A 24037-nucleotide genomic window follows, 5' to 3' on the forward strand; every position below is an offset into this window, starting at 1 on the left:
ACAATTAAACAGGGTGTACGAAACCAAAAGAGGTTCTGTACACCCTGTTTTTATTATAATTTCATAGCCAACATATTGACTGTCATACCAGCTGCTGTTCCCATCAGAGCGATGGTGTCTCCTTCCTTTACTAGATTGCGCTCCAGAGCATAGCAGAGAGAAAAAGGCACTGCCACTGACACCATATTACCATAGTCTTGCACGAGATTGAGGTATTTATCATCAGGAATACCCAAGCTGCGCATGACCATTGGCAGAGCACGACTCGCCTGATGCGGAATGATATAATCCAGGTCAGATAGGCTGAGACCACTCTTTTCTTTAAATTCTTTAAACATTTCCGGAATTTTTCTGGCAGAAAGCAAGAGAATCTTCTTGCCATTCATGTCAAACATGTAGTGAGTCTTGGTAGCATCCGAATACTCCTTAGGCTGAAAAGATGTCAGACCACCGCGAATCTCTGTATCGTGAGCTCCTTCAGACCAGGTCCGCTGCAGGCTGGAGATAACCCCTCTCTCTTCCTCTGTTGCTTCAAAAATCAAAGCAGCCGCTCCATCACTGAACAACTCAAAACTTTCCTTCTGATTAGGATTGAGGCCCAGGCTTCCAACCTCACTGGACACGATGAGGATCCTTTGATACTCACCAGCCTCCAACAAATGAGACATGAGACTCAAAGCAGAGATAAAGCTGGTGCAGGTCGTATTGATATCCATGGCTGGAATGGACAAGCCCTTGGCCACCAACTCATGAATCAGGGCCGCTGTGCAAGGAATAGGCTGAACGCCCACTGCACTGGCCGATACGATGCAGTCAACATCTTTGATAGTCAAGCCCGCTTGCTGCAGGGCTTTTTCAATCGCCTTAACAGCCATAGAAAGCTGGGTTTCTTCATTTTCCACCACTCGATAACGGGTCTGATCCTTAAAAGTCACAGTATTTCTAGGTAGATGCGTACCGTAACCAACAATCTTTATATGATTCTTTACTGCTGTCATATTAAACTCCTTCTTGTCAGACTTGGGGCTTCTCGGCAGCTAGGTAAACTGCCAAAGCACTTCAGCCTCTGATTCATATATTTTTCCACTTGGGGCATTCTTAAGCCCGATAGATGCGTTTCAACTTACGGCTTCTGTCCCGCTGATAATCTTCAAAAGAAATAGCCGGCATAAGAAATCTTTTATCAGTCGCTAAGTTTTGAAACTGCTGGACAATCTCGTCTTCTCGCTGCTGACTACGATGTTCGATAGCAATGGTCAGCGAATGGTCCTGCTTCTGAGCTACCTGGTATTCTCCAATCCCATCAACTAAGAGCAGGCAGCGGCGGATAAAGTCTGGAAAGATCTCCACCGACTGACCTGCGGCATTTTCAAAAATGAAAATATCATCCGAGCGCCCCTCGATTCTGTCAATCCGTGTAAAGACCGAACCGCAGGGGCAAGGTTCAGGATTTTCCACCAAGATATCATTCAGCTCATATTGAAAAATTGGCTGAGAAGTCCGCTTGAAATCCGTAATTATTGGATAAAATCGCCTATCATCCAAGTAGCGTTTATCTATATGGACAATGTCTTCGTTTAGATGAAGATTCCCGTAAGCACAACTGCAAGCTAGAAAGCCCTCAGTCGCTTGGTAGACCTGATCCACCATTTTCAGACCAAATCCTGCTTGAATCCTCTGCCGATCCGGCTCTTCTAAAATCTCTGCCACCGATACGACTTTGCTAGGGGCAATTTTCAAATTTCCTGCCTGGACTTGTTTAGCCAGATCCAAGAGCATTGACGCTGGAGCCACCAAAATCGTCGGCTGGTAAGCATTCAAGCGCTCTACATGTTCTTCAGCCCTCTGAAAAGTATCAAAATACTCCAAAGAAATCAATCCTGAATTGACAGTCTGATAGAGCTGGTTATCTGCCCGAAGAAAGAAGGCTATTTTGTGCCCAAAGAGTTTGCCTGTAGGCAGCATCTTGGCCAAGATGGCTGCCGCCCACATACTGCGCTCCTTTTCAGTGGTGACAAACAAGCCTCGGTGACCAGATGTCCCTGAAGACAGGCCGACAGCAATTTCTCCTATCATGGGACTGAAATCACGTGTCCGCTCGCTCTCAAGTGCCAAGGCTAACAACTCATCTCGATCCAGCCCCTGAGTATTGAGCTCATTGAAATGCTCCATCATAAAGGCCTTATTCATCTTAAAATCTACTGGAATACCTGATTTGAAATAAGGTGATTCCTGCTGCAGAAATTCCCGATAGGTCTCTAAAGCCTTGACTTGATAGCTTTCCAGGGCCTGTCGATCTTTAAATCGATGCCCCCAGCGCATGACGCTAAAGGTTTTTAGAAATGTTCCTAGTTTCATACAAAATCTGCTCCGCTCTCTCAGCCGGATCATGACTGACTAGCACCTGATAACCGACAGCAAGTAACTGTCGAAGCAAGGCCACACCAGCCATGTATTCTTCCTTGTTATCCTGCATTAGTGACGGCAAGAAACGCATCTGCTCCGTATAAGGCAACAGATCCACGCCCCAGCACAAATCAGCTCCGATAAACAGATGATAATCTGGCAAAAAGAGACAAGCTTGACCAGCGGCATGGCCATCAACTGAGGCCAGATATATACTTCCATCCCCAAACAAGTCAACTGTCTTGCGATAGAGGAATTCTGCTTGGACCTGCTGAGGTTCCACCACTTCCAACCGACTCTCAAAATCCTGCGGAAGAAATTCCTTGAAAATCAAATCCTTAAGCTTGGCATGCTGATAAGTTTTAAAAACGGTCTTGGTCAGAATGAAGCGGGCCTTGGAAAAGAAAGCAGATCCGCCGATGTGATCTGGATGCAAGTGCGACAAGATGACATAAGAAATCTCTTCTAGCGCAATTCCTTTTTTCTCAAGCAGCCGATCTACACGCTCCTCTTCTGACATATCTACAGGCGTTCCCAGACCATAGAGCCAGTATTTGAGCTTGGGCTTCAGAATAGCTGGAGAATAGCCAGTGTCGTAGAGAATATAGCCTTTCTCACGATGCTTCAAGAGGAAAACACCAGCTGGAAAAATCATTTTTTTCTTGGTAACTCCCTTAAACATCTGCTGCAAGTGACTGCTACAGCGCCCAGGCTGAAGATACTCAATTTTCTCGATAATGTTGGACATATTTTGCAATCCCTTCACTGATTGTCAACTTGGGTTGATAGCCCAAATCCCTTACTGCTGCTGATATATCCAGCGTTTGACTGTAACGCATTAAGTAATAAGTGTAAAGAGTCAGAGGAGGCTCTTTTTCAATGTTAAAAAAGCGATAAAAGCTTTCAAACCCCTGTGCCAGAAGACCTAGAAAAGCAGCAGGCAACTTAATATAACGTTTACGAACCTGTAAACCTTCCAAAGCTTCATCCAGCATATCCTTGAAACTACGGGATTCTCCGTTGGTAATGTTGTAAACCTGTCCTTGCGCTTCTGGAATTTCCAAAGCCAGTCGAACAGCCAAGGCCACATTTTCCACACAGGTCATGTCCATCATTTGCTGGCCATTTCTGATAAGTGGAATCGCCAGTTTTTGACTTAAGCGCAGAATCCTAGGAAAGATACTGGTATCTCCAATACCAAAAAGCCCTCTAGGACGCAAGATAACAGATGGAACTTGAGGATAGCTTCGGACAATCCGCTCAGCCATGAGCTTGCTTTTGATATAGAAATTCAGCTCATTCTCCTGAGGAGCAGCCTCTTCTTTGATAGCAAGTTGGTCACGCGCGGCAGCATAAACACTCGGAGAGGAAATATAGACCAGTCGTTGCACTCCAAAATGTCGGCAGGCTTCCATAACCAACTTGGTTCCTACTACATTGGTCTGATAAAACTGCTCCCATGGTCCCCAAATCGTTGAGAGAGCACCAGCGTGCACCACTGCATCCACTCCTTCGCAGGCTGCAAAAATTTCTTCTTCTCTGGTAAAATCTCCAGCAAAAAACTCTACTAAAGGACCTTCTAACTGCCGACCAGCCTTCAGATTACGACCAAAAGCCCGCACCTGATAGCCTTGTTCAGCCAGCTCTTCAACAACATACCTTCCTAGAAAGCCAGTCGCTCCTGTCACTAGAACCTTCATCGCTACTCCTTTCATATAATTTTCTGTTTGTGTCTTATCCTCATTATACACCATTTCAGCAAATCTTCCGTAAAAAAGCTGGAAAAAATCTTTACAAAGTGTCTCACCTGATTAGATAGGAGCAGAAAGAAATCAACTAATTTCTGAAAAACAGCTGCCTCTTTTTGACCTATTCTTAGTTAGAATCAGCTTTATTAGTTCATTGATAGTATAAAAAAGAAGCCGGAAAACCGACTTCTGAACAAATACAAATTAAAGCATTTTGTTGTAGAATTCAACGATAAGTGCTTCGTTGATTTCTGGGTTGATTTCGTCGCGCTCTGGAAGGCGAGTCAATGAACCTTCTAATTTTTCAGCATCGAATGATACGAATGCTGGACGTCCAAGAGTTGCTTCAACAGCTTCAAGGATTGCAGGCACTTTCAATGATTTCTCACGAACTGAGATTACTTGACCTGGAGTTACGCGGTATGATGGGATATCAACGCGTTTGCCGTCAACAAGGATGTGACCGTGGTTTACGAATTGACGAGCTTGACGACGAGTAGTCGCAAGACCAAGACGGTAAACAACGTTATCCAAGCGACGCTCCAAGAGAAGCATGAAGTTAAAACCAAGGATTCCTTCTTTGATTTTTGAAGCTTGAACAAACAAGTTACGGAATTGTTTTTCACCTACACCGTAAGTGAAACGAAGTTTTTGCTTTTCAGCCAATTGCAAACCGTATTCTGACAATTTGCTGCGGTTGTTTGGTCCATGTTGACCAGGTACATAGTTACGGCGAGCCAATTCTTTACCTGTACCAGTAAGAGAAAGACCCAAACGACGAGCTTGTTTCCAAGATGGTCCTGTATAACGTGACATAAAAATGTCCTCCTGTAAAATTTTTTTGAGGAAATAGTCACTTAGAAAGCCCTGATTCGTGCAGAACATTTTCGCCCAAACAGCTAAGGCTACTTTTATAGCTGATGTTCTGTTGACGAGCTCCATGCTTTCCTGCTGCTATTTCACACAAAGGCTATTGTACCACGAATAAAGTCAAAAGTAAAGGGGCTCATCCAAAAAATCAAGCCAAAAGGCTTGATTTAGGTTGTTTCTTGAAAGCAAAGGAATTCCGACAGTTGCTTCACACTCCTAAAATCTTCAGAATCTCCTGCTTGTATCGCAGCTTCTGCAGTTCCTTATCCTCGCTGTCTGACCAAGTCAGTTGGAGATCTGCAACGATTTGCCCAGGGCGATTTTTCAGAATATAGATACGGTCGCTGAGAGCCAGAGCCTCTTCAATACTATGCGTGATGAGAAGAGTCGTCAGACCCAGCCTACGATGAATGTCCAGATACCAAGTGTGTAGCTCCATCTTGGTCAGCTCATCCAAGGCACTAAAGGCCTCGTCTAGAAGAAATAGCTTGTAACCGAACATATAGGTCCGTAGCAGTGCCACGCGCTGCCGCATCCCCCCGCTCAGCTCATGTGGATACTTATCTGCCACATCAAAGAGCCCGAACTCCTTCAAAATCTGAGTTGCCTGCTCCGTCGCTTCCTTTTTGGATACTTTTCGGATTAGCAGGGGTAAGATGACATTGCCCAACACCGTCTTGTACTCCAGCAGCAAGTCCTTCTGCAGCATATAACTCACCCGGCCCTTGGGATTTTCCTGCCCGTCTAGGACAATCCTACCCGACTGGACCTCCAAAATCCCCGCAATCAGATTAAAGAGGGTCGTTTTCCCGACTCCACTAGGCCCCAAAATCGCTACGACCTGGCCTGCTTCTACTTGTAGGCTGATATCTTTCAAAATCTGCTGCTCATCATAAGCATAACTTACATTTTCAAGTTTAATTTCTGTCATTATTTTATATAGTCGTTGCTAAATCCCTTGTCACTCAAGTCATTGTCCACGATACCCTTATCCTTGGCCCATTTGTAAAAGGCATTCCAGCGGCTAGCCTCAAACTGACCCCACTTGTCCTTATCTGATGCATATTGCTCGGACAAATATTTTTGAGAAGCCAAAACAAAGTCTCGTTTGTTCTTCAGCTCTGGCGCATGCTTGATTAAAATATCCGCTGCTTCTTCAGGGTGCTCCATGGCATATTGATAGCCCTTCTTGATAGCCTGCAGGACCTTTTTCGCTTCATCCGGATTCTTCTTCAGATAGTCATTATTAGCAATAATCACTGGAGAATAATAGTCAAACTCCTTGACATAGTCCTTCATGTAAAAGAAATTAGTGTCCATGCCTTGCGTCTCTGCCATGATGCCGTCCCAGCCATGATAAATCCACGCTGCATCAAACAAACCATTTTCAATCGGCGTAATGGAGTTGGAATCGTTGTTGGGAACTTTTTCCACTTCATCAAACTGGCCGCCTTGGCTTTCAACCAAAGTTTTGAGCATGCCTAGCTCCACCGGATCATTCCAGGTGCCATATTTCTTCCCAGCTAGGTCCTTAGGTCCAGTAATCCCTGCAGACTTCTTGGAAATAATGCCCGAAGTATTGTGCTCTACAATAGCGGCAACAGCTGTGATTTCCGCACCCTTATCCAATTTTTTAGCCATAGAGTCCTGGAAATAAATTCCAAAAGGAGCCTTGCCGTTGATAATCAAATCCGAACTGCTATCTTCAGGCGGCAACTTGATATCCACATCCACGCCTGCTTCCTTGAAGTAGCCTTTTTCCTGAGCCACATAAAGGCCGGTATGATTGGTGTTAGGTGACCAGTCTAGGATAAAATCAATCTTTTTATCCTTCTTAGCTGACTCCGAGTCTGACTGACTGCAAGCCGCTAGACCAAAGATAGACACAGCAGCCAAGCCTGCCAGCAACACTTTATAACTTTTTTTCATCATTATCCTCTTTTCTTTCTTTGGAAAATAGCAGAGCTGAGCTCCTATTTCCACTTAATGACATATTTTTCACTGACAGCCACCAGCTTCATCCCCAGAAGACTGATAACCGAAACCAATATGATAATAGCAAACATGGTGTCGTACTGGAAAAGCTTCTTAGACTGGATCATATAAACACCCAAGCCTTCAAAACCACCCAGCCATTCGGAAACCACAGTCGTGATGAAGGCATAGGAAACACTGACGCGCAAGCCCGCATAGAAATAAGGCAAGCTAGCTGGAATCTTAAAATGCCAAAGAATCTGCCAGCGATTGGCCTGCATGAGCTCAAAGAGAGTCAAGGTGTCTCGGTCACAATGCCGAAAACCGTCCAGAATACTGACGATAATCGGAAAAGTCGTCGTCAGAATAATGAGCACAATCTTGGGCAAAATCCCATATCCCAGCCAGAGAACCAAGATTGGCGCCAAAGCAATGGTCGGAATAGTCTGTACCACGACCATCATGGGGTAGATTAGATCATTGAGCCAGCTCATGCTGTCCATCAGGACAGCTAAGATACAGGCCAAGATCAACCCCAAGAACAAACCCAACAAGGCTACTTTTAAGGTGGCCCAGCTATGAGTTGCCAGGAATCCAGCATCTCTCATAAAAGCCTGACAGATTTCCAGGGGTGTCGGCAAGATAAACTTGGGCAAGAGCTTGAGCCAGCCCATGACCTGCCAGATGACAAGTACACCCAGCATCCCTAAGAGACCGATTTGCTGCCGCATCAGCCTTTGTAGTGCTTTCATTGATTAATTTTCCTCCCTTCCTGCATTTTAGCACTGCAATTCTTCAAGATATCACCATTCGATAAAGATGATAAAAGAAAAGGCCTTTTCCATATATGGAAAAGGCGCACAAATACCACATTTTTCGGTATGTTTCCTACGCTGGCATTACCCAGATCAGGTGCGGTCGAAGCTTACACTTCCTCTCAGACTGTACACAGACTCCCATATATAGGACTATGATAGCGCAATCATCAGCAAATGTCAAGGTTGGAGCTTGGACTCACTCCCTTTCAACGATAAGTGAAGCAAACTATCATCAATCAGTCAAACTTCCCTTTCGCAGCCAGCAAAGTCTCCATAGCCCTGATATTCTCTGTTTCGCTTGTGGATAAGATAGTTTCAAAGCCTAGTTCAGCTGCCGTATCTAAGTTAGCCTGAATATCATCAATGAAGACGGATTCTACCGGATTCAGATTATATTTTTTTAACAGCTTTTGGTAAATCTCTGCTTCTGGCTTGACGACCCCGACCTCTGAGGAAAGGATATAGCCCGACAACAGTGGGTAAATGGGCAACAAACCAGCTTTTTCAATATGGTAAAAAATCTCACAAGTGGTTGACAAGATATAGATTCGATAGCCTTGATTAGCCCATAGCCGAATCCTTTCCTGTAAATCACTGTAAACATGCACAACCTCATACCAGTGATAGAAGATATTCTTAACGGCAGAATGATAGGAAACGTCCAGCTGAGCCAGGACTTCCTCACAAGCTTCTTTCAAACTCAGCTCTCCCTTGTCCGTCTGATGCCAGACACCCGACTCAAAAATAGCCTGTCTAAGGGCCTGCCGCCGCTCTTTCTCAGGTTCAAAATATGTCAAGATTTTCTCAGAATTCCATTCAATCAGAACATTGCCCAAATCAAAAACCAAATTTTTAATCATGATGACCACCTGTTTTCTTTGCTTATCATCCTCTATATACGTCGATTTGACTGAGGAATTGCTTCAAATATAAGTAAAAAGGCCCACTGGACCTTTCTATTCATCAAAATAACGGATGAGGTTCTTTTCTGTCAAAATGTCAGAATAAGTATAAGATTCCACATAGGTATTGGAGATTTCCCCTGGCTGACCGCCTTCATTGGAATATTCCACGATAAACAAAGACGGATAGACTTCAATCAGACGGCCTTGCTTGCTTTTTTGGCGCTTACGACCGTTTTCCAGCGTCATCTCAACGATTTGTCCTTCATGCGCCTTGATATCTTCTTTGATTTTTTTCATTTTTGCCACATCTGTAAATGCATCACTCATCTTTATTCGTCCTCTCTTTTGGAAATACTTGAGAATTTATTATACTCTTTCTGGAAAATTAACTCTACTGTGCCACGCGCCCCACTCCGGTTTTTCTCGATAATGACTTCAACCTTGTTGTTGGGAATGCCTTCTTCCTCCTCACCAGCTCGATCATAATAATCATCCCGGTAAAGGAAGGCAACGATATCCGCATCCTGCTCAATGGAACCTGATTCCCGAATATCAGACAGCACTGGTCGCTTATCCTGCCGCTGCTCCACGCCACGCGAGAGCTGACTCAGCGCAATGACCGGCACCTTGAGCTCCTTCGCCAAGATTTTTAACTGACGGGAAATTTCCGAAACTTCTTGCTGGCGATTTTCACGACCAGTTCCTGTGATCAGCTGCAGATAGTCAATCAAGACCAGCCCTAGATTACCCGTTTCCTGAGCTAGTTTTCGAGCCCGCGAGCGAATCTCCGTAATCCGAATCCCTGGTGTATCATCGATATAGATACTAGCGTTGGCCAGATTAGCTGTCGCAATGGTATATTTCTGCCATTCTTCATCTGTCAATTGCCCCGTACGAATGGAGTGAGAGTTAATCACCCCTTCTGAAGCCAACATCCGGTCCACCAAGCTCTCCGCCCCCATTTCCAGAGAGAAAATGGCTACAGTCTTATCCAGCTTGGTTCCGATATTCTGAGCAATATTAAGGGCAAAGGCCGTCTTTCCGACCGCTGGCCGAGCCGCCAGAATGATTAATTCTTCCTCATGCAGACCAGTCGTCATCTTGTCCAGCTCACGGTAGCCAGTCGCAATCCCAGTGATATCTGATGTCTGCAGAGACCGAGCCTCCAGATTGCCAAAGTTAAGATTCAGCACATCACGGATATTTTTAAAACCGCTGCGGTTAGCTGTTTCACTGACATCAATCAGAGCTTTTTCAGCTCCAGCGATAATTTCTTCTGACAGCCGGTCACCATCGTAGGCTTGATTGATAGACTCTGTCAGACGCGAAATCAGCCGCCTTAGAATGGCCTTTTCTGCAACTATTTTAGCATAGTATTCAGCATTGGCAGATGTTGGCACAGAATTGACCACTTCTACCAAGTAGCTGAGACCCCCGATATTCTGCAGGTCACCCTGACTGTCCAAAATATTGCGAACCGTCGTTGCATCAATGGCATCCCCACGGTCAGCCAAGTCAATCATAGCCTTGAAAATCAAGCGATTGGCATACTTAAAGAAGTCGGCAGGCTCGATATACTCACGAACAAAGACCAGTTTGCTCTCATCAATGAAAATGGCTCCTAAGACAGACTGCTCCGCTAAAATATCCTGAGGCTGAGCTCGGAGTTCATCAATCTCTGCCATCGGTAAATCCTTCCTTCAAATCACTATTATCCTTCTTTAACCTGCAAACGAATCACCCCAGTTATATCCTGATAAATTTTCACTGGAACATCTATCAGACCAATAGAGCGAATCGGTGAGTCCACCTTAATATGCCGTTTGTCAATTTTGATGCCAAACTGCTTCTGTAGCTCTTCTGCTATTTTCTTGCTAGTAATAGAGCCAAAGGTGCGGCCGTCTGGACCAACTTTTTCAGTAAATTCAACAAGAGTAGCTTCTTCTGCTAACTTAGCTTTAATAGCTTGAGCTTCTGCCACTAGTTCCGCATGGGCTTTTTCTTCGGACTTTTGCTTGCCGCGCAGTTCTCCGATAGCCTGGGCTGTTGCTTCCTTGGCTAAATTTTTCTTAATCAGAAAATTTTGAGCATAGCCAGTCGGCATTTCTTTGATTTCGCCTTTTTTGCCCTTGCCTTTTACATCTGCTAAAAAAATTACTTTCATCCTTTTTTCTCCTCGTCTATTATTACTTCCTCTTTAATGACTTGGTCCATAATTTCTTGATTCAGCGACTGAAGGACCTCAGAAACTGTTTTACCTTCAATTTGAGCTGCCGCCAGATTGAAATGACCGCCACCGCCCAGCTTTTCCATAATTCGCTGAACATTGATTTTGCTGCGACTGCGAGCCGAAATAGACACATAGCCTTTGGTATTCTTGCTCACGACAAAAGTAGCTTCAATTCCTGACATAGAGAGCATGGTATCAGCTGCCTTACTGATGACAACCGTATCATAAGTATTCTCCTCTGGACCAGCTGCTACAATGACATTTGGCAAAATCTTCTTGCCATTTAAAATCAGCTCATTAATCGCACGATAATCCTCAAAATTCGTAGCAGAAATATCCTGAATCACAACACTGTCACTGCCCCGAGTTCGTAGATAGCTGGCCACATCAAAGGTCCGACTGGTGACTCGAGATGAAAATCCTTTGGTGTCAAGCATGATCCCCGCCATGAGAAGGCTGGCTTGCATCTTACTGAGACGATTCTTTTTAGAATTCTGGAATTGAATCAGCTCCGTTACCAATTCACTGGCACTGCTAGCCCCACTTTCGATATAGGCAATCACAGCATTTTCTGGGAAATCTTCATCACGGCGATGGTGGTCAACTACGATAATCTGACTGAATTGATCAAAGAAATCCTTAGACAGAGTCAGAGATATCTTAGAGTGGTCAACCATAATCAAGAGCGAACGATTGGTCACCATATTTACTGCTTCAGAAAGCGGCACCAGATAATCAGCCCCTTCCTGCTGGAGCTTTGTAATGGATCGCTCAATGTCAGAAGCCATCTGAGACGGATCATAGACCACATAAGCTTTCTCAATGATATTACTGGCAAAGAGCTGCATACCAAGAGAAGAACCCAAGGCATCCATATCCAGATTTTTATGTCCGACTATAAAGACCTGATCCACACTCTTAATCTTATCAGAAATCGCAGTCATCATAGCCCGAGTACGGGTGCGCGTGCGCTTAACAGCTGACGCCGTTCCTCCACCAAAGAAGATTGGGTTCATGTTGTCATTATTTTCTTTAACGACAGCCTGATCCCCACCTCGAACTTCAGCTAAGTTGAGGTTAAGCAGGGCGACCCGACCGATTTCATCATGATTGCCATCACCATAAGAAAAGCCCATACTGAGTGTCAGTGACAGCTCTCGATTTTTAGCTTCCGTCCGGAACTGATCAATGATAGAAAATTTATTTTCCATCAGTTGTTCCAGCACCGTATAATCCGTAAAAAGATAGAACCGATCCATGCCAACCCGACGGTAAAACATGTGAAACTGCTCAGAAAATTCTGCTACGAAGTTGGCTACAAAGCTATTGATATGGCTGATATCCGTGTCTGAAACGACATCTTCCAAATCATCATAATTATCCACCGAGATAATCCCAATCACCGGGCGCGTTGTTACCAGACCAACAGTCGCTTCGTATTCATTGGATGCATCAAAAAAATAAAACACACTGGATGCACGGTCCAAGTAAACCGAATATTTCTTGTCTCCAACCGTAGCATAATGACCAGAGTCTGAATAAGCAGCCTTCATGATATTCTTGAGCATATCAGCATCAAAATCGCCATCTTCGGTTGTAAAAATCAGTTCTGCATAGGGATTAAACCACTCTACATCACCATTATCTTCACTAATTTTAATGACACCAACTGGCATCTTATCCAGCAAGGAAGCGAGGCTTCCTTCTGCTTGATGATTGACATAATGAATCTGCTCAATCTCGTCTAGCTCGGATACTCTCTGTTGCTGGATAAAAAGCACAATCAAAAGAGCCAGCACAAGCATGAGAGCAGCTAGCATGGCCAAACTATCACCAAAAAGCCTCAAACAGATGGCTAAGATTATAAAGGAAATTAGACCCGCCATCGCCAAGTGAATTGGGGCAAAACGAAATTTTTTCATCATAGACCTCTTATTCCGCCATTTTACCATAAATCCTAGAAAAAAGCGAATTTCTCCCAATAAGTAAAGCATTTAAGAAGGGTAAAGGAAGCGAAAAACAGCCTTTCAAAGTTTACAACATTGTAAATCTCTTGTAAATTTACACAAAAAGGCTGCTTCCCAAAGGAAACTAAGCCTTTTACAAGAGTTACTTCGCTTGATTTTTAGAAATGCTTCTGGACTTGCCTTCTAAGTAAACCATCAAAATAGAAATATCTGCTGGATTGACACCAGAAATACGACTAGCCTGACCAATTGTTTCTGGATTGATTTTCTTAAACTTCTGTCGTGCTTCAGTTGCAATCGAGTCAATATCATCCCAGTCAATATTTGCTGGAATCCGCTTCTCTTCCATGCGCTTCATCTTTTCAACCTGATCAAGAGCTTTGGAAATATAGCCTTCGTACTTAATCTCTGTCTCAAGCAGCTCGATAATCTTTTCATCAAGCTCTTCTGCTGCTGGACCAATGAATTGAACCACATCTTGATAAGACACTTCCGGCCGCCGCATAAATTCTTTGGCAGTTACCGCATCTGTCAGAGCTTTAAAACCAAGTGCTTCTACCTTGGCATTGGTTTCCTTGACAGGCTTTAGCTTGATGGATTCCAAACGCTTCATCTCATTGTCAAATTGATTCTTTTTAATCTCGAAACGAGCCCAGCGCTCATCATCTACCAGACCAATTTCTCGTCCCATCTCTGTCAAACGCATATCAGCATTGTCATGGCGGAGAATCAAACGGTACTCAGCTCGGCTGGTCAAAAGTCGATAAGGTTCTACGGTTCCCTTGGTGACCAAATCATCAATCATGACTCCAATGTAACCATCACTGCGCTTCAAGATCAACTCCGGCTTACCTTGGATTTTCAAGGCCGCATTAATCCCAGCGATAATCCCTTGACCTGCAGCTTCTTCATAACCAGAAGTTCCATTTGTCTGACCTGCTGTAAAGAGCCCTGAAATTTTCTTGGTTTCCAAGGTTGCTCGCAACTGGTGGGGCATAATCATATCGTACTCAATGGCATAGCCTGTCCGCATCATCTCAGCATTTTCTAGACCCTTGATAGAGTGAACCAAGTCCTTTTGTACATCTTCTGGCAGACTAGTTGATAGCCCCTGCACATAAACTTCTTCCGTATCACGTCCCTCAGGCTCTAAGAAAAGTTGGTGGCGCTCTTTGTCTGCAAAACGGACAATCTTATCCTCAATAGAGGGGCAATAGCGTGGCCCAACACCCTTGACTACTCCTGAAAACATGGGAGCACGGTGCAGGTTATTTTGGATAATTTCATGACTTTCCGCATTGGTATAAGTCAACCAACAAGGAACTTGATCTTTCACATAGTCTTCATCACGAGACGTGTAAGAGAAATGATTGGCCTTTTCATCACCTGGCTGAATCTCGGTCACATCATAATTGATAGATGAAGCCTTGACACGCGGAGGCGTTCCGGTTTTAAAACGACCAATTTCAAAACCTAGATCCCGTAGGTTATCAGCCAAAGGAATTGCTGCTAGACTATGGTTAGGACCAGATGAATATTTGAGATCACCAATGATAATTTCTCCCCGCAAGGCTGTTCCAGTCGTAACAATAACAACTTTAGCCGCATACTCCTGATGAGTCGCTGTCTTAACACCAATTACCTTACCATCTTCTACCAAGATTTCATTAATCATAGTTTGCCGCAAGGTCAGATTTTCTTGATTTTCGACAGTCTTCCGCATTTCTTTGGAGTAGACCTCTTTATCAGCCTGAGCACGAAGAGCCCTAACTGCAGGTCCCTTACCCGTGTTGAGCATCTTCATCTGGATATAGCTCTTGTCAATATTCTTGGCCATCTCACCGCCCAAAGCGTCTACTTCACGGACAACAATGCCTTTAGCAGACCCTCCGATAGATGGATTGCAGGGCATAAAAGCCAACATCTCAATATTAAGAGTTGCCAGCAGAACTTTACAGCCCATTCGACTGGCAGCCAGAGAAGCCTCAACTCCTGCATGGCCTGCCCCAATCACGACAATATCATAACTTTCAGTAAAATTGTGTGTCATTTTCTTTTTCCCTCATTTTTTCACCAAAAAAGGCCAAGTCTCTAGAAGTGCAGGACAAAAAAGCCTGCAACATCCATGAGCTTTGACCATCATAGGTATTGCTTATCTTATTTTAGCAAATTATGTTGAATTGTCAATCTAAAGCAACTAAGATTGGCGAATCGCTTCAAAAGCTTCTTTATCAATCTCGACAGGTTCAGAGAAAGCATCCAGAACAACCCCTCTTACTGGGAATCTCCCTCTGCCTTCTGCTGCAAACAAACAGTCTGTAAAAGGTAGTTGCAACCAAGAAAAGCGATCATAGTATTCTTTTGGAATCTCTTGCTCATTTGAGAAACAGGGATAGAAATAATCATCTCCCTTCTGCAGAATATCAGGTGTTAGGCGAGCACCCTCTTGACCTTCACTCTCATCCATTAGATAAGCATTGAAAGGAACCCAAACTTTAGATTGCTTTAATACTTTAAATAATGCCTCTATAGATTCTGTCGTTTTCTCATCCCAATACTGTTTCTTATAGTCAGAAAGAGTTTCAAGTCCTTCCTTCTTATCATTTTTTTAAAATGAAACATTCTTGTTCCTCTTGTAGTTACTTAAATATACTGCAAGACTTGACCATTCTTATAAGCTCTGTCAATCAAGCCACCACCTAAGCACTCGTCTCCATCATAGAAGACGACTGCTTGACCTGGAGTAATAGCCCTTTGTGGTTGATCGAAGCTGACAACTGCCTTGTCACCCTTTACAGTAACTGTCACCTTGGAATCTGGCTGACGATAACGGAACTTAGCTGTACACTCCATAATAAATTCTTCTGGTATTTCTTTTGTGAAATGAACCTGACTAGCGTCAAGGCTGGTTGACATTAAGTTGTCATGGTAAAAGCCCTGACCAACATAAAGAATATTTTGGCTGAGATCTTTTCCAACCACAAACCAAGGCTCATTATCTCCGCCGTGCTGACCACCAATTCCAAGACCACCTCGTTGGCCAATGGTATAATACATCAACCCAGCATGCTGGCCCATATCTCGGCCTTCCAAGGTTATCATGCGACCAGGCTGGGCTGGTAAATATTGGCTCAGAAATTCTTTAAAATTCTTCTCACCAATGAAGCAAATACCTGTCGAGTCTTTTTTCTTAGCTGTAGCTAAACCAGCTCTTTCAGCAATTGCTCGAACTTCTGGCTTTTCTAAATGACCCAAAGGAAACATAGTCTTTTGCAGTTGTTCCTGTGACAGTTGGCTTAGGAAGTAAGTCTGATCCTTATTGTTGTCCTTGCCACGCAGCATGTGAACCAAGCCATCTTGGTCTCTCTTCACCTGAGCATAGTGACCCGTTGCAACGTAATCTGCACCCAGTGTCAAGGCATAGTCAAGGAAGGCTTTAAACTTGATTTCTTTGTTACACATGACATCTGGATTTGGAGTTCTACCAGCTCGGTATTCCGCCAAGAAGTATTCAAAAACGCGATCCCAGTACTCTTTTTCAAAGTTGACAGAGTAGTAAGGAATGCCAATCTGATCTGCAACAGCAGCTACATCCTTGTAGTCTTCTGTGGCTGTGCAGACACCAAATTCATCTGTGTCGTCCCAGTTTTTCATGAAGATGCCAATCACATCGTAACCTTGTTCTTTTAAGAGCAAAGCAGTTACTGATGAATCGACACCTCCGCTCATACCAACAACGACACGAATCTTAGAGTTATCACTCATTGTGTTCTCCCATCTTTTCGTTATTTCACGATTGAAGGTCGTGCTGTGCTTTCAACGATTGAAGGTCGCTTGAGCAAGCCCTATTATAGCACGAAAGGACTAGGAAAACAAATCAGAAATTCAACTAAATTTATTAACTGTAAATTATGTTTACAACGTTGTAAATATATTGATTTTCTCATTTACTTTAATCTCTAGCAAAATTTTATAATATCAACTTTTAATTCATTTAAAAAATCAGCAGAAAGCCCTTAACTTTGTTATAATGAAAATAATAAATAAGCTGCAAGGAGAAATCATGACTTCACTAAGATTTCAATCTGTTTTTGATATTATCGGACCTGTGATGATAGGTCCATCAAGCAGCCATACGGCAGGCGCAGTCCGTATTGGAAAAATTGTCTCCTCTATTTTTAACGATGAGCCAACAGAGGTAGAGTTCCAGCTCTTTAACTCTTTTGCTAAAACTTACCGAGGTCACGGAACTGACTTGGCTCTTGTCGCAGGGATTCTGGGAATGGAGACAGATGACCCTGAGATTCCTAACAGCCTTGAAATTGCTCATAAACGTGGTATCAAGATTGTCTGGACGATTCAAAAGGATAGCAATGCTCCCCACCCCAATACGACAAAGATTACAGTCAAAAATGACCGTAAAACAATCAGTGTGACTGGAGTCTCTATCGGTGGCGGCAACATTCAAGTAACAGAGCTGAATGGCTTTTCAGTATCTCTGAGCATGAATACTCCGACCATCATTATTGTCCACCAGGATGTCCCAGGTATGATTGCCCATGTCACCGAAGCTCTGTCACGCTACAATATCAATATAGCGCAGATGAATGTTACCCGTGAGAAGGCTGGAGAAAAAGCGATTATGATTATTGAAGTTGACAGCCGCAGCTGTGAGGAAGCCATCGATGAAATTCGCAATATTCCTCATCTGCATAATGTGAATTTCTTTAAATAGGAGAAAATATGTTTTATTCCATCAAAGAATTGGTAGAGCAAGCTGACTTGGATTACCAAGGAAATGTTGCTGAATTGATGATTGCTACCGAGTATGAATTAACTGGTCGTGAAAGAGATGAAGTCCTGCGACTGATGGGTCGCAATCTGGAAGTCATGAAAGCCTCTGTCCTTCTGGGACTTGATGAGAGCAAGTCTCGCAGCGGATTGACTGGCGGAGACGCAGCAAAACTTGACCACTATATTCAGTCAGGAAAGACTTTATCAGATTACACTGTACTGACTGCTGCAAAAAATGCTATTGCTGTCAATGAGCATAATGCTAAAATGGGTTTAGTTTGTGCAACACCTACTGCCGGCAGCGCTGGCTGTCTGCCGGCTGTTCTTACATCAGCTATTGAAAAATTAGGCCTTTCAGAAGAAGAACAGCTAAACTTTCTATTAGCTGCAGGCGCTTTTGGCCTAGTTATTGCCAATAACGCCTCAATTTCGGGTGCTGAAGGCGGCTGTCAAGCTGAGGTTGGCTCCGCTTCTGCTATGAGTGCAGCTGCTTTAGTTCTGGCTGCTGGAGGTTCACCTTTTCAAGCCAGCCAAGCTATTTGTTTTGTCATCAAAAACATGCTGGGTTTGATTTGCGATCCAGTAGCTGGTCTGGTGGAAGTGCCTTGTGTCAAGCGGAATGCTATGGGAGCCAGTTACGCCTTTATTGCAGCTGATATGGCTCTTGCGGGAATCGAGTCTAAAATTCCTGTTGACGAAGTCATTGACGCTATGTATCAAGTCGGGTCAAGTCTACCTACTGCTTTCAGAGAAACAGCTGAAGGCGGTCTAGCTACAACACCAACAGGCCGCAGACTTTCAAAAGAAATCTTTGGAGAATAACCTTGACAATTTTGTCAAGTAGATTTACGGGATAGTAAACAAGGAGACAAGATGATTCATTTGAAACATATCTTCTTTGATTTGGATGGAACCTTAGTTGACAGTTCAAAGGGCATCCAAAAATCCTTTGAATACGGCTTCAAACAACTTGGAAAAGAGTGCCCTGAAGAAAGTATTATAAAAAGTTTTATGGGGCCGCCTCTTGAAGTAAGCTTTGCCTCTGTTCTTGAAGAAAGCCAAGTTCCAGAAGCGATTAACTATTATCGCAGCTTCTATAAGGAAAAAGGCATCTGGGGCGTTCGCCTCTATGAGGGGATACCAGAATTGCTGACACAGTTAAAAGAGGCTGGTTATCAGATTTATGTAACAACGAGTAAAAATCAACCCACGGCACAAGATTTATTAGCAAATCTAGCTATCTCTGAGCAATTTGATGATATTTTTGGCTCACTGCCAGATTCATTTCACAAAGCAGATGTTCTGCGCCGAGCTCTGCGAACACTAGATGCAAATCCAGAAGAAACCATAATTATAGGCGATACAAAGTTTGATATAATTGGCGGTAAAGAAGTAGGAATCTCAACTCTAGGAGTTCTTTGGGGCTTTGGCAGCCAAAGAGAGTTACTAGAAAATGGAGCAGATTTGCTGGCTAATTCTCCCAACTACATTTTAAAAATATTGAAAGAACACTTTTCATAACTTTACGCAGCTGTCAATATAGATAAGATTGTTACCTTTAAATCTTTATCTAAACTATCATTTTCTGCTTATAAATTGTCAATTTTTTGTAAACCAAAAAACCACAGAGTTTCTGTGGTTTTCTTATTTTTATCTTAGTAACCCCAAGCTGAAAGTCCTTGAGCACTATAGGCGCTATAGGCTGATTGGATTTGATCATCAACAGTAGCTGTTGATCCCCAACCTGGCATTGTTTGGAAAAGGCCACTAGCACCTGAAGGGTTGTAGGCATCTACTTGACCATTTGATTCACGGGCAATAATAGCTTCCCAAGTTGATGCAGGAACACCAGTCATTTCTGCCATACGTGATGCTGCATAAGAACCAGTTGTACCAGCGGTATTACCATTGCTAAGTACAAGGCCTCCTGATGTTGCTGCTGAATTAGCTGTTGCTGCAGGTGCTGCATAATTATTTACGGGAGTTGCAGTTGCTGCTACGCTTGTTTCAGACGTTTTGGCACTATTTCCAAGTTCCAAGATTTGACCAACACGGATGTGATTTGGATCTGCAATCTTGTTTAACTCTACTAATTTCTCAAGAGTTGTATTTTTTTCGTTAGCAATAGCTGATAAAGTATCACCGGCTTCAACTGTATAGGTCTCAGCATTCGCAATACCTGAAACCAAGAAAGCCGCTGCAGCGACTGCACCTGTTAAAGTCCATTTTGCTGTTTTTTTGTTCATTAAAAAGTAATTCTCCTTTCGGTGATAATACTATCTTACACATAAAATATTACCAAAAAGTTACATTACCAAGTCAAACGTTACAAGAACATTTAGTTTAGACTTTAAAAACAGACTTTTACAGCTTTTTTGCCAAATATTTTCTTTGATCAAGTAAAAAATAGACGGTTTTAACCTATACTATTCTCTAAAAAAACTTTAAACAACAGGTCAGTTTTTCAATATATAAAGTAAAATACCCAATATAAGTAAGCTAATAATAGCCAAGCTGTCATTTCTTTTCCATGCCAAGCGGCGAAAACGTGTCCGACCTTCACCTCCATTATAGCCGCGCGCTTCCATGGCAATTGCTAGAGCGTCTGCCCTTTTAAAACTGGAAGCAAACAAAGGGATTAGAATGGGAATAATAGATTTAACCTTTTGAACAAGCTTTCCCTCGCCAAAGTCAACACCACGCGCCCTCTGGGCGTTCATAATCCGAGTAGTATCATCCATTAACGTTGGAACGAAGCGCAGGCTCATAGAAAGCATCAGGCCAATCTCATGTGCTGGCACTTTGAAAACCTTCAATGGTTTCAACAAAGACTCAACCGCATCGGACAAGCTTAAGGGTGTCGTTGTCAGAGTCAGAAGAGTAGAAAAGAAAATAATCAGAATAAAGCGGCTAAAAATAATTCCAGCCTGTGACAATCCTAGTTCTGTAATTCTGATAAAAGCGAATCGAAAGATTGTGGCCCCTCCAGAGGTTAAAAACAGCTGGAACAAGGTGGTAAAAGCTATGATAAAAACCATGGACTGGATACCCTTTAAAAAGAACTTCAAAGGAACCTTGGACAGCAAGACCAAACTAAAAACGAAAACAAACAACAGCAGATTGGTCACAAGATTACTAGCCCAGAAAATTAATAGAATAAAAAGAAACATCGCCAGCAACTTGCTCCGCGGATCCAAACGATGGATGATTGAATTTCCGGGAATATAGCGACCTAAAATCAACTTATCCATGCAAGATCTCCTTGAATTCTTCAATTGTAATAGGATAGTGCGAGAAATTCATCCCTTTCTCCGCCAATTCGTGAGCAAATTTTGTAATCTTGGGAACACCCAATTGGATACTCTCCATAAAATCAAGATCCTGAAAGACCTGAGCAGGCTGACCGCTCTTGACGACTCTGCCCTTATCTAAAACATAGACTGTATCAGCAAAGTTGGCTACATCATCCATTAGGTGAGTTACCAAAACAATAGTCATACCAGCTCGATGCAGCTCTTCAAAGAGCCTCATCAGTTCTTTTCGTCCGGATGGATCAAGTCCTGCTGTCGGCTCATCCAAAACCAAGATATCAGGCTCCATGGCCAGTATGCCCGCTATGGCCACCCTGCGCATCTGGCCACCAGAAAGTTCGAAAGGACTGCGATTGAACAAATCCTCAGAAATTCCGACTAAGTGCAGTTTTTCACGCGCCAAAGCTTCCGCTTCTTCCTTAGAAACACCAAAATTCTGAGGACCAAAAGCCACATCTTTCAAAACAGTTTCATCAAAAACTTGACTTTCCGGAAATTGAAAGACTAGACCGACCTTCTTGCGCACCTGTTTAATGTCTTTATTGACGGAATCAGCCGTGATGACTGTACTGCCTACTTCAACACTGCCCTGATTGGGAACTAGCAAGCCATTTAAAAGCTGGAGAATGGTGGACTTACCGCTGCCTGTATGCCCGATAAGAGCGGTATAGCTGCCGGATTTTATCTCCAAATCCACTCCAAAAAGCGCTGGTCCCTCAAAAGGAGTGCCAGCTTGATAAGTATAACTTACATTTTTGAGAGTAATGCCCATAGTTGATCCTGCAATTCTTTTTCTGTTAAGTAAGTCTCTGGTAGAGGAAGCCCTGACTGACGCAAAGCCGCCTTTACCTGATTAACAAATGGCTGATCCAATCCTAGCTCTACCAAATCTTCTCGAGAAAAAAGTTCTCTCGGGGTAGCGGTAGACTCAACCTGCCCCTCTTTCATGACCAAAACACGGTCGCTTAAGGCTATTTCATCCAGGTCATGAGTGATAGAAATGACGGTCAGCTGATTACTATCTTTAATTTTTTTCACGGTCTGGATAAGATCCAAACGCCCCTCTGGATCCAGCATGCTGGTTGCTTCATCCAAAATAATAATATCCGGTCTCAGAGCTACGACACCTGCAACAGCTACCCGCTGTTTCTGACCTCCGGAAAGACGAGCTGGTTCACGCTCCTTAAAATCCTGCATGCCGACAAGCTCTAATGCCTGCTGGACTCGCTCTACCATCAGATCATAGTCCAGCCCTTGATTTTCCAAACCAAAGGCTACATCGTCTTCTACAGTTGCTCCGACAAACTGATTATCTGGATTTTGGAATACCATGCCAATCTGTCTGCGTTTTTCCCAGACATTTTCAGCTGTTAGCTTATCACCTGAGATAATAATATCTCCGCTTTCCGCTTCTAAAAGACCGTCAATCAAACGAACTGTGGTTGATTTTCCACTCCCATTATGACCGACAATAGACAGCCATTCCCCTTTTTTTACTTGAAAGGAGACATCATTTAAAGTGTAATTCTCAGACTCACTATCGTATTTGTACTTAAGATTTCTTACTTCGATGATATTTTCCATATTATTTAAAGGTATCTTTAAAGAGATAGGCACTTCCCTTGAAGTAGTCATATCCAGAATAAATCGTAAAGATTAAAGCGATATACAGAAGGATTTGTCCTAAGAGAGTCCAATGAATCAGTAGAAAAATAATAGCAAACATCTGCGTGAAGGTCTTGATTTTACCTGGCATAGCAGCCGCTAAGACTGTACCGCCCGTTTCCACTAAAAGCAAGCGCAGACCTGTTACTGCCAATTCCCGGCAAATAATAATAGCCACAACCCAGGCAGGAGCCATTTTCATCTCAATCAACATGATAAAAGCAGACATCACTAAAAGCTTATCAGCCATGGGATCAGCAAATTTACCAAAGTTTGTCACCACTTCCCACTTTCGAGCCAAATAACCATCTAGATAATCAGTTATACTGGCAAAAGCAAAGATAAAAGCTGCCAAGATATGCATGGCATAAGAATGACCGAATGTTAAAATCACAACAAATACAGGGATTAAAGCAATTCTAACAAGAGTTAAGGCATTTGGAATATTTTCTTTTTTCATGGTATTCCCTTCGTTTTTATCCTTTCGTAATGTTCAAACTAATGGTTCCACTATCGCTAGTCAAAGCCGAAGTATCTAGTTTTTGTCCCTCTATCGTCACAGTTGCTCCTTTAACAGGTGCTAACGTAATAAGATACTTATTTCCTAGCTCAAGAGAAACCGTCTGGCTTGATTTTTCAGGAGATAAGGTGATGCCTTCGGCTAGTTCTGAATCGCTTATGCTTACCAAATTGGTTGTTTGCTCCACAGAAACAGTCACTTTGACAGGCTGACCTGCTCCGCTGTACTCAGCAGTCAAATTCTCTCCGCTTCCACTAACTGTCAATTTGCCAGCTGAGGAAGAAACAGACTTAGAATCAGCTGAAGAAAAGGAACCCATCTGACTGTTAGTGCTTGTAGAGGAAACCAGACTATAATTGTTGTTAGATGCTTTGAAACTTACCGAATTGGTGTGAGCATAGCTCCAGATATAGTAAGCTACGAAAGCAGCAATAGCTGAAGCTAATAAGAGAAAATAGAACAAGGGCAGAAAAGAGCTTTTATTTTTATTTTTTCTGCTCCTAAATTCCTCATCTGCTGCCAGTGACACTTCATCAAAGACAATCATCTCACCAGCTTCGTAAGCCTCCAGAATAATAGATTCATCCAAATCTACAGCCCAAGCATATTTCCGCAAGAAGCTGCGGGCATAGAAAGGACTAGGAAGCAAATCATAGTCATTTCGTTCCAGCGCTTCCAGCAAATCCTGCTGGATATCTGTCTTTTTTGACAATTCCTCTAAGCTCATCCCTTGATTGGTCCGGGCAAGTTTCAACACTTCTCCTATCGTTTTTTTTCTCATACGTACTTTTCCCTTATTTCTATTCTTCACTATTTTAACAAAATTTTA

24 protein-coding genes and 1 pseudogene are annotated in these 24037 nt (G+C 43.1%); 3 read left to right on the forward strand and 22 right to left on the reverse strand.

Annotated elements, in window-relative coordinates:
* Positions 1-53: 53 nt before the first annotated feature.
* The 16 genes and pseudogenes from SSV_RS11490 to mnmA form a co-directional block, all read right to left on the reverse strand.
* Positions 54-998, reverse strand: coding sequence for a 3-oxoacyl-[acyl-carrier-protein] synthase III C-terminal domain-containing protein (locus SSV_RS11490; protein ID WP_072074862.1), 945 nt, complete (start codon positions 996-998; stop codon positions 54-56).
* Positions 999-1098: 100 nt separating this feature from the next.
* Complete coding sequence (locus tag SSV_RS11495) at positions 1099-2358, reverse strand: F390 synthetase-related protein (RefSeq protein WP_176693618.1); 1260 nt, start codon at positions 2356-2358, stop codon at positions 1099-1101.
* Positions 2327-3154 carry an MBL fold metallo-hydrolase gene (locus tag SSV_RS11500; RefSeq protein WP_176693619.1) on the reverse strand — a complete coding sequence of 276 codons (828 nt, stop codon included), beginning with the start codon at positions 3152-3154 and terminating at the stop codon, positions 2327-2329. Before SSV_RS11500 ends, SSV_RS11495 begins: the two co-directional genes overlap by 32 nt.
* Entirely contained in the window at positions 3129-4160 is a 1032-nt protein-coding gene (locus SSV_RS11505; RefSeq protein WP_072074865.1) for an NAD-dependent epimerase/dehydratase family protein, read from the reverse strand. The genes SSV_RS11500 and SSV_RS11505 overlap by 26 nt, the downstream gene beginning before the upstream one ends.
* A gap of 198 nt (positions 4161-4358) precedes the next feature.
* Positions 4359-4970, reverse strand: a complete 612-nt coding sequence (gene rpsD / locus SSV_RS11510) for a 30S ribosomal protein S4 (protein ID WP_002899562.1) — start codon at positions 4968-4970, stop codon at positions 4359-4361.
* Positions 4971-5232: 262 nt separating this feature from the next.
* The gene (locus SSV_RS11515; protein ID WP_072074866.1) at positions 5233-5955 is read right to left on the reverse strand and encodes an ABC transporter ATP-binding protein; all 723 of its coding nucleotides are present in this window, start codon (positions 5953-5955) and stop codon (positions 5233-5235) included.
* Complete coding sequence (locus tag SSV_RS11520; protein ID WP_072074867.1) at positions 5955-6956, reverse strand: ABC transporter substrate-binding protein; 1002 nt, start codon at positions 6954-6956, stop codon at positions 5955-5957. The genes SSV_RS11515 and SSV_RS11520 overlap by 1 nt, the downstream gene beginning before the upstream one ends.
* A gap of 41 nt (positions 6957-6997) precedes the next feature.
* Positions 6998-7750 (reverse strand): ABC transporter permease, encoded by a 753-nt coding sequence (locus SSV_RS11525; RefSeq protein ID WP_072074868.1) that lies wholly within the window; start codon positions 7748-7750, stop codon positions 6998-7000.
* 302 nt (positions 7751-8052) lie between these two features.
* Complete coding sequence (locus tag SSV_RS11530; protein ID WP_176693620.1) at positions 8053-8676, reverse strand: HAD family hydrolase; 624 nt, start codon at positions 8674-8676, stop codon at positions 8053-8055.
* Between the two features lie 96 nt (positions 8677-8772).
* Complete coding sequence (locus tag SSV_RS11535) at positions 8773-9048, reverse strand: Veg family protein (RefSeq protein WP_002894239.1); 276 nt, start codon at positions 9046-9048, stop codon at positions 8773-8775.
* A 2-nt stretch (positions 9049-9050) separates the two neighbouring features.
* Positions 9051-10406 (reverse strand): replicative DNA helicase, encoded by a 1356-nt coding sequence (dnaB, locus tag SSV_RS11540; protein ID WP_002894241.1) that lies wholly within the window; start codon positions 10404-10406, stop codon positions 9051-9053.
* A 26-nt stretch (positions 10407-10432) separates the two neighbouring features.
* On the reverse strand, positions 10433-10885 hold the full coding sequence (rplI, locus tag SSV_RS11545; protein WP_072074870.1) for a 50S ribosomal protein L9: 453 nt from the start codon (positions 10883-10885) through the stop codon (positions 10433-10435).
* The gene (locus SSV_RS11550; protein ID WP_176693621.1) at positions 10882-12903 is read right to left on the reverse strand and encodes a DHH family phosphoesterase; all 2022 of its coding nucleotides are present in this window, start codon (positions 12901-12903) and stop codon (positions 10882-10884) included. The genes rplI and SSV_RS11550 overlap by 4 nt, the downstream gene beginning before the upstream one ends.
* 157 nt (positions 12904-13060) lie before the next feature.
* On the reverse strand, positions 13061-14968 hold the full coding sequence (mnmG, locus tag SSV_RS11555; protein ID WP_072074872.1) for a tRNA uridine-5-carboxymethylaminomethyl(34) synthesis enzyme MnmG: 1908 nt from the start codon (positions 14966-14968) through the stop codon (positions 13061-13063).
* Between the two features lie 147 nt (positions 14969-15115).
* Positions 15116-15457, reverse strand: a pseudogene (locus SSV_RS11560) (SseB family protein); the annotation flags it as partial.
* Positions 15458-15561: 104 nt separating this feature from the next.
* On the reverse strand, positions 15562-16683 hold the full coding sequence (gene mnmA, locus SSV_RS11565; RefSeq protein ID WP_072074873.1) for a tRNA 2-thiouridine(34) synthase MnmA: 1122 nt from the start codon (positions 16681-16683) through the stop codon (positions 15562-15564).
* Between the two features lie 298 nt (positions 16684-16981).
* Between mnmA and sdaAB the strand changes: the two genes are divergently transcribed.
* Genes sdaAB through SSV_RS11580 form a run of 3 tightly spaced genes read left to right on the forward strand, consistent with a single transcriptional unit; the run spans position 16982 to position 19233 of the window.
* Positions 16982-17653 (forward strand): L-serine ammonia-lyase, iron-sulfur-dependent subunit beta, encoded by a 672-nt coding sequence (sdaAB, locus tag SSV_RS11570; RefSeq protein ID WP_002928563.1) that lies wholly within the window; start codon positions 16982-16984, stop codon positions 17651-17653.
* Between the two features lie 8 nt (positions 17654-17661).
* Complete coding sequence (gene sdaAA / locus SSV_RS11575) at positions 17662-18534, forward strand: L-serine ammonia-lyase, iron-sulfur-dependent, subunit alpha (RefSeq protein ID WP_002928565.1); 873 nt, start codon at positions 17662-17664, stop codon at positions 18532-18534.
* Positions 18535-18585: 51 nt separating this feature from the next.
* A complete protein-coding gene (locus tag SSV_RS11580; protein ID WP_072074874.1) occupies positions 18586-19233 on the forward strand; it encodes an HAD family hydrolase in 648 nt (215 codons plus the stop codon).
* A gap of 134 nt (positions 19234-19367) precedes the next feature.
* On the opposite strand, the gene SSV_RS11585 is transcribed toward SSV_RS11580, so the two are convergent.
* The 6 genes from SSV_RS11585 to rodZ all read right to left on the reverse strand — a co-directional run bounded on the left by SSV_RS11585 (position 19368) and on the right by rodZ (position 24019).
* A complete protein-coding gene (locus SSV_RS11585; protein WP_072074875.1) occupies positions 19368-19958 on the reverse strand; it encodes a LysM peptidoglycan-binding domain-containing protein in 591 nt (196 codons plus the stop codon).
* 210 nt (positions 19959-20168) lie between these two features.
* A complete protein-coding gene (locus SSV_RS11590; RefSeq protein ID WP_072074876.1) occupies positions 20169-20963 on the reverse strand; it encodes an energy-coupling factor transporter transmembrane component T family protein in 795 nt (264 codons plus the stop codon).
* Entirely contained in the window at positions 20956-21795 is an 840-nt protein-coding gene (locus tag SSV_RS11595; protein WP_002894262.1) for an energy-coupling factor ABC transporter ATP-binding protein, read from the reverse strand. The genes SSV_RS11590 and SSV_RS11595 overlap by 8 nt, the downstream gene beginning before the upstream one ends.
* Positions 21771-22607 carry an energy-coupling factor ABC transporter ATP-binding protein gene (locus SSV_RS11600; protein ID WP_176693622.1) on the reverse strand — a complete coding sequence of 279 codons (837 nt, stop codon included), beginning with the start codon at positions 22605-22607 and terminating at the stop codon, positions 21771-21773. The genes SSV_RS11595 and SSV_RS11600 overlap by 25 nt, the downstream gene beginning before the upstream one ends.
* A 1-nt stretch (position 22608) precedes the next feature.
* The gene (gene pgsA / locus SSV_RS11605) at positions 22609-23148 is read right to left on the reverse strand and encodes a CDP-diacylglycerol--glycerol-3-phosphate 3-phosphatidyltransferase (RefSeq protein ID WP_002927401.1); all 540 of its coding nucleotides are present in this window, start codon (positions 23146-23148) and stop codon (positions 22609-22611) included.
* A gap of 16 nt (positions 23149-23164) precedes the next feature.
* Positions 23165-24019, reverse strand: coding sequence for a cytoskeleton protein RodZ (rodZ, locus tag SSV_RS11610; protein WP_072074878.1), 855 nt, complete (start codon positions 24017-24019; stop codon positions 23165-23167).
* Positions 24020-24037: the final 18 nt, after the last annotated feature.

The organism is Streptococcus sanguinis (genome assembly GCF_001078705.1).
In the GTDB taxonomy this organism is placed as follows: Bacteria; Bacillota; Bacilli; order Lactobacillales; family Streptococcaceae; genus Streptococcus; species Streptococcus sanguinis_D.

Bases quoted from the DNA above. Each gene is read 5' to 3' on its own strand.
- mnmA (WP_072074873.1), bottom strand. From the start codon at position 16,683: ATGAGTGATAACTCTAAGATTCGTGTCGTTGTTGGTATGAGCGGAGGT.
- SSV_RS11590 (WP_072074876.1), bottom strand. From the start codon at position 20,963: ATGGATAAGTTGATTTTAGGTCGCTATATTCCCGGAAATTCAATCATC.
- SSV_RS11595 (WP_002894262.1), bottom strand. From the start codon at position 21,795: ATGGGCATTACTCTCAAAAATGTAAGTTATACTTATCAAGCTGGCACT.
- SSV_RS11550 (WP_176693621.1), bottom strand. From the start codon at position 12,903: ATGGTAAAATGGCGGAATAAGAGGTCTATGATGAAAAAATTTCGTTTT.
- SSV_RS11505 (WP_072074865.1), bottom strand. From the start codon at position 4,160: ATGGTGTATAATGAGGATAAGACACAAACAGAAAATTATATGAAAGGA.
- sdaAA (WP_002928565.1), top strand. From the start codon at position 17,662: ATGTTTTATTCCATCAAAGAATTGGTAGAGCAAGCTGACTTGGATTAC.
- SSV_RS11585 (WP_072074875.1), bottom strand. From the start codon at position 19,958: ATGAACAAAAAAACAGCAAAATGGACTTTAACAGGTGCAGTCGCTGCA.
- SSV_RS11515 (WP_072074866.1), bottom strand. From the start codon at position 5,955: ATGACAGAAATTAAACTTGAAAATGTAAGTTATGCTTATGATGAGCAG.
- pgsA (WP_002927401.1), bottom strand. From the start codon at position 23,148: ATGAAAAAAGAAAATATTCCAAATGCCTTAACTCTTGTTAGAATTGCT.
- SSV_RS11495 (WP_176693618.1), bottom strand. From the start codon at position 2,358: ATGAAACTAGGAACATTTCTAAAAACCTTTAGCGTCATGCGCTGGGGG.
- SSV_RS11520 (WP_072074867.1), bottom strand. From the start codon at position 6,956: ATGATGAAAAAAAGTTATAAAGTGTTGCTGGCAGGCTTGGCTGCTGTG.
- SSV_RS11490 (WP_072074862.1), bottom strand. From the start codon at position 998: ATGACAGCAGTAAAGAATCATATAAAGATTGTTGGTTACGGTACGCAT.
- SSV_RS11530 (WP_176693620.1), bottom strand. From the start codon at position 8,676: ATGATTAAAAATTTGGTTTTTGATTTGGGCAATGTTCTGATTGAATGG.
- SSV_RS11500 (WP_176693619.1), bottom strand. From the start codon at position 3,154: ATGTCCAACATTATCGAGAAAATTGAGTATCTTCAGCCTGGGCGCTGT.
- rpsD (WP_002899562.1), bottom strand. From the start codon at position 4,970: ATGTCACGTTATACAGGACCATCTTGGAAACAAGCTCGTCGTTTGGGT.
- SSV_RS11600 (WP_176693622.1), bottom strand. From the start codon at position 22,607: ATGGAAAATATCATCGAAGTAAGAAATCTTAAGTACAAATACGATAGT.
- SSV_RS11580 (WP_072074874.1), top strand. From the start codon at position 18,586: ATGATTCATTTGAAACATATCTTCTTTGATTTGGATGGAACCTTAGTT.
- SSV_RS11535 (WP_002894239.1), bottom strand. From the start codon at position 9,048: ATGAGTGATGCATTTACAGATGTGGCAAAAATGAAAAAAATCAAAGAA.
- SSV_RS11525 (WP_072074868.1), bottom strand. From the start codon at position 7,750: ATGAAAGCACTACAAAGGCTGATGCGGCAGCAAATCGGTCTCTTAGGG.
- sdaAB (WP_002928563.1), top strand. From the start codon at position 16,982: ATGACTTCACTAAGATTTCAATCTGTTTTTGATATTATCGGACCTGTG.
- dnaB (WP_002894241.1), bottom strand. From the start codon at position 10,406: ATGGCAGAGATTGATGAACTCCGAGCTCAGCCTCAGGATATTTTAGCG.
- rplI (WP_072074870.1), bottom strand. From the start codon at position 10,885: ATGAAAGTAATTTTTTTAGCAGATGTAAAAGGCAAGGGCAAAAAAGGC.
- mnmG (WP_072074872.1), bottom strand. From the start codon at position 14,968: ATGACACACAATTTTACTGAAAGTTATGATATTGTCGTGATTGGGGCA.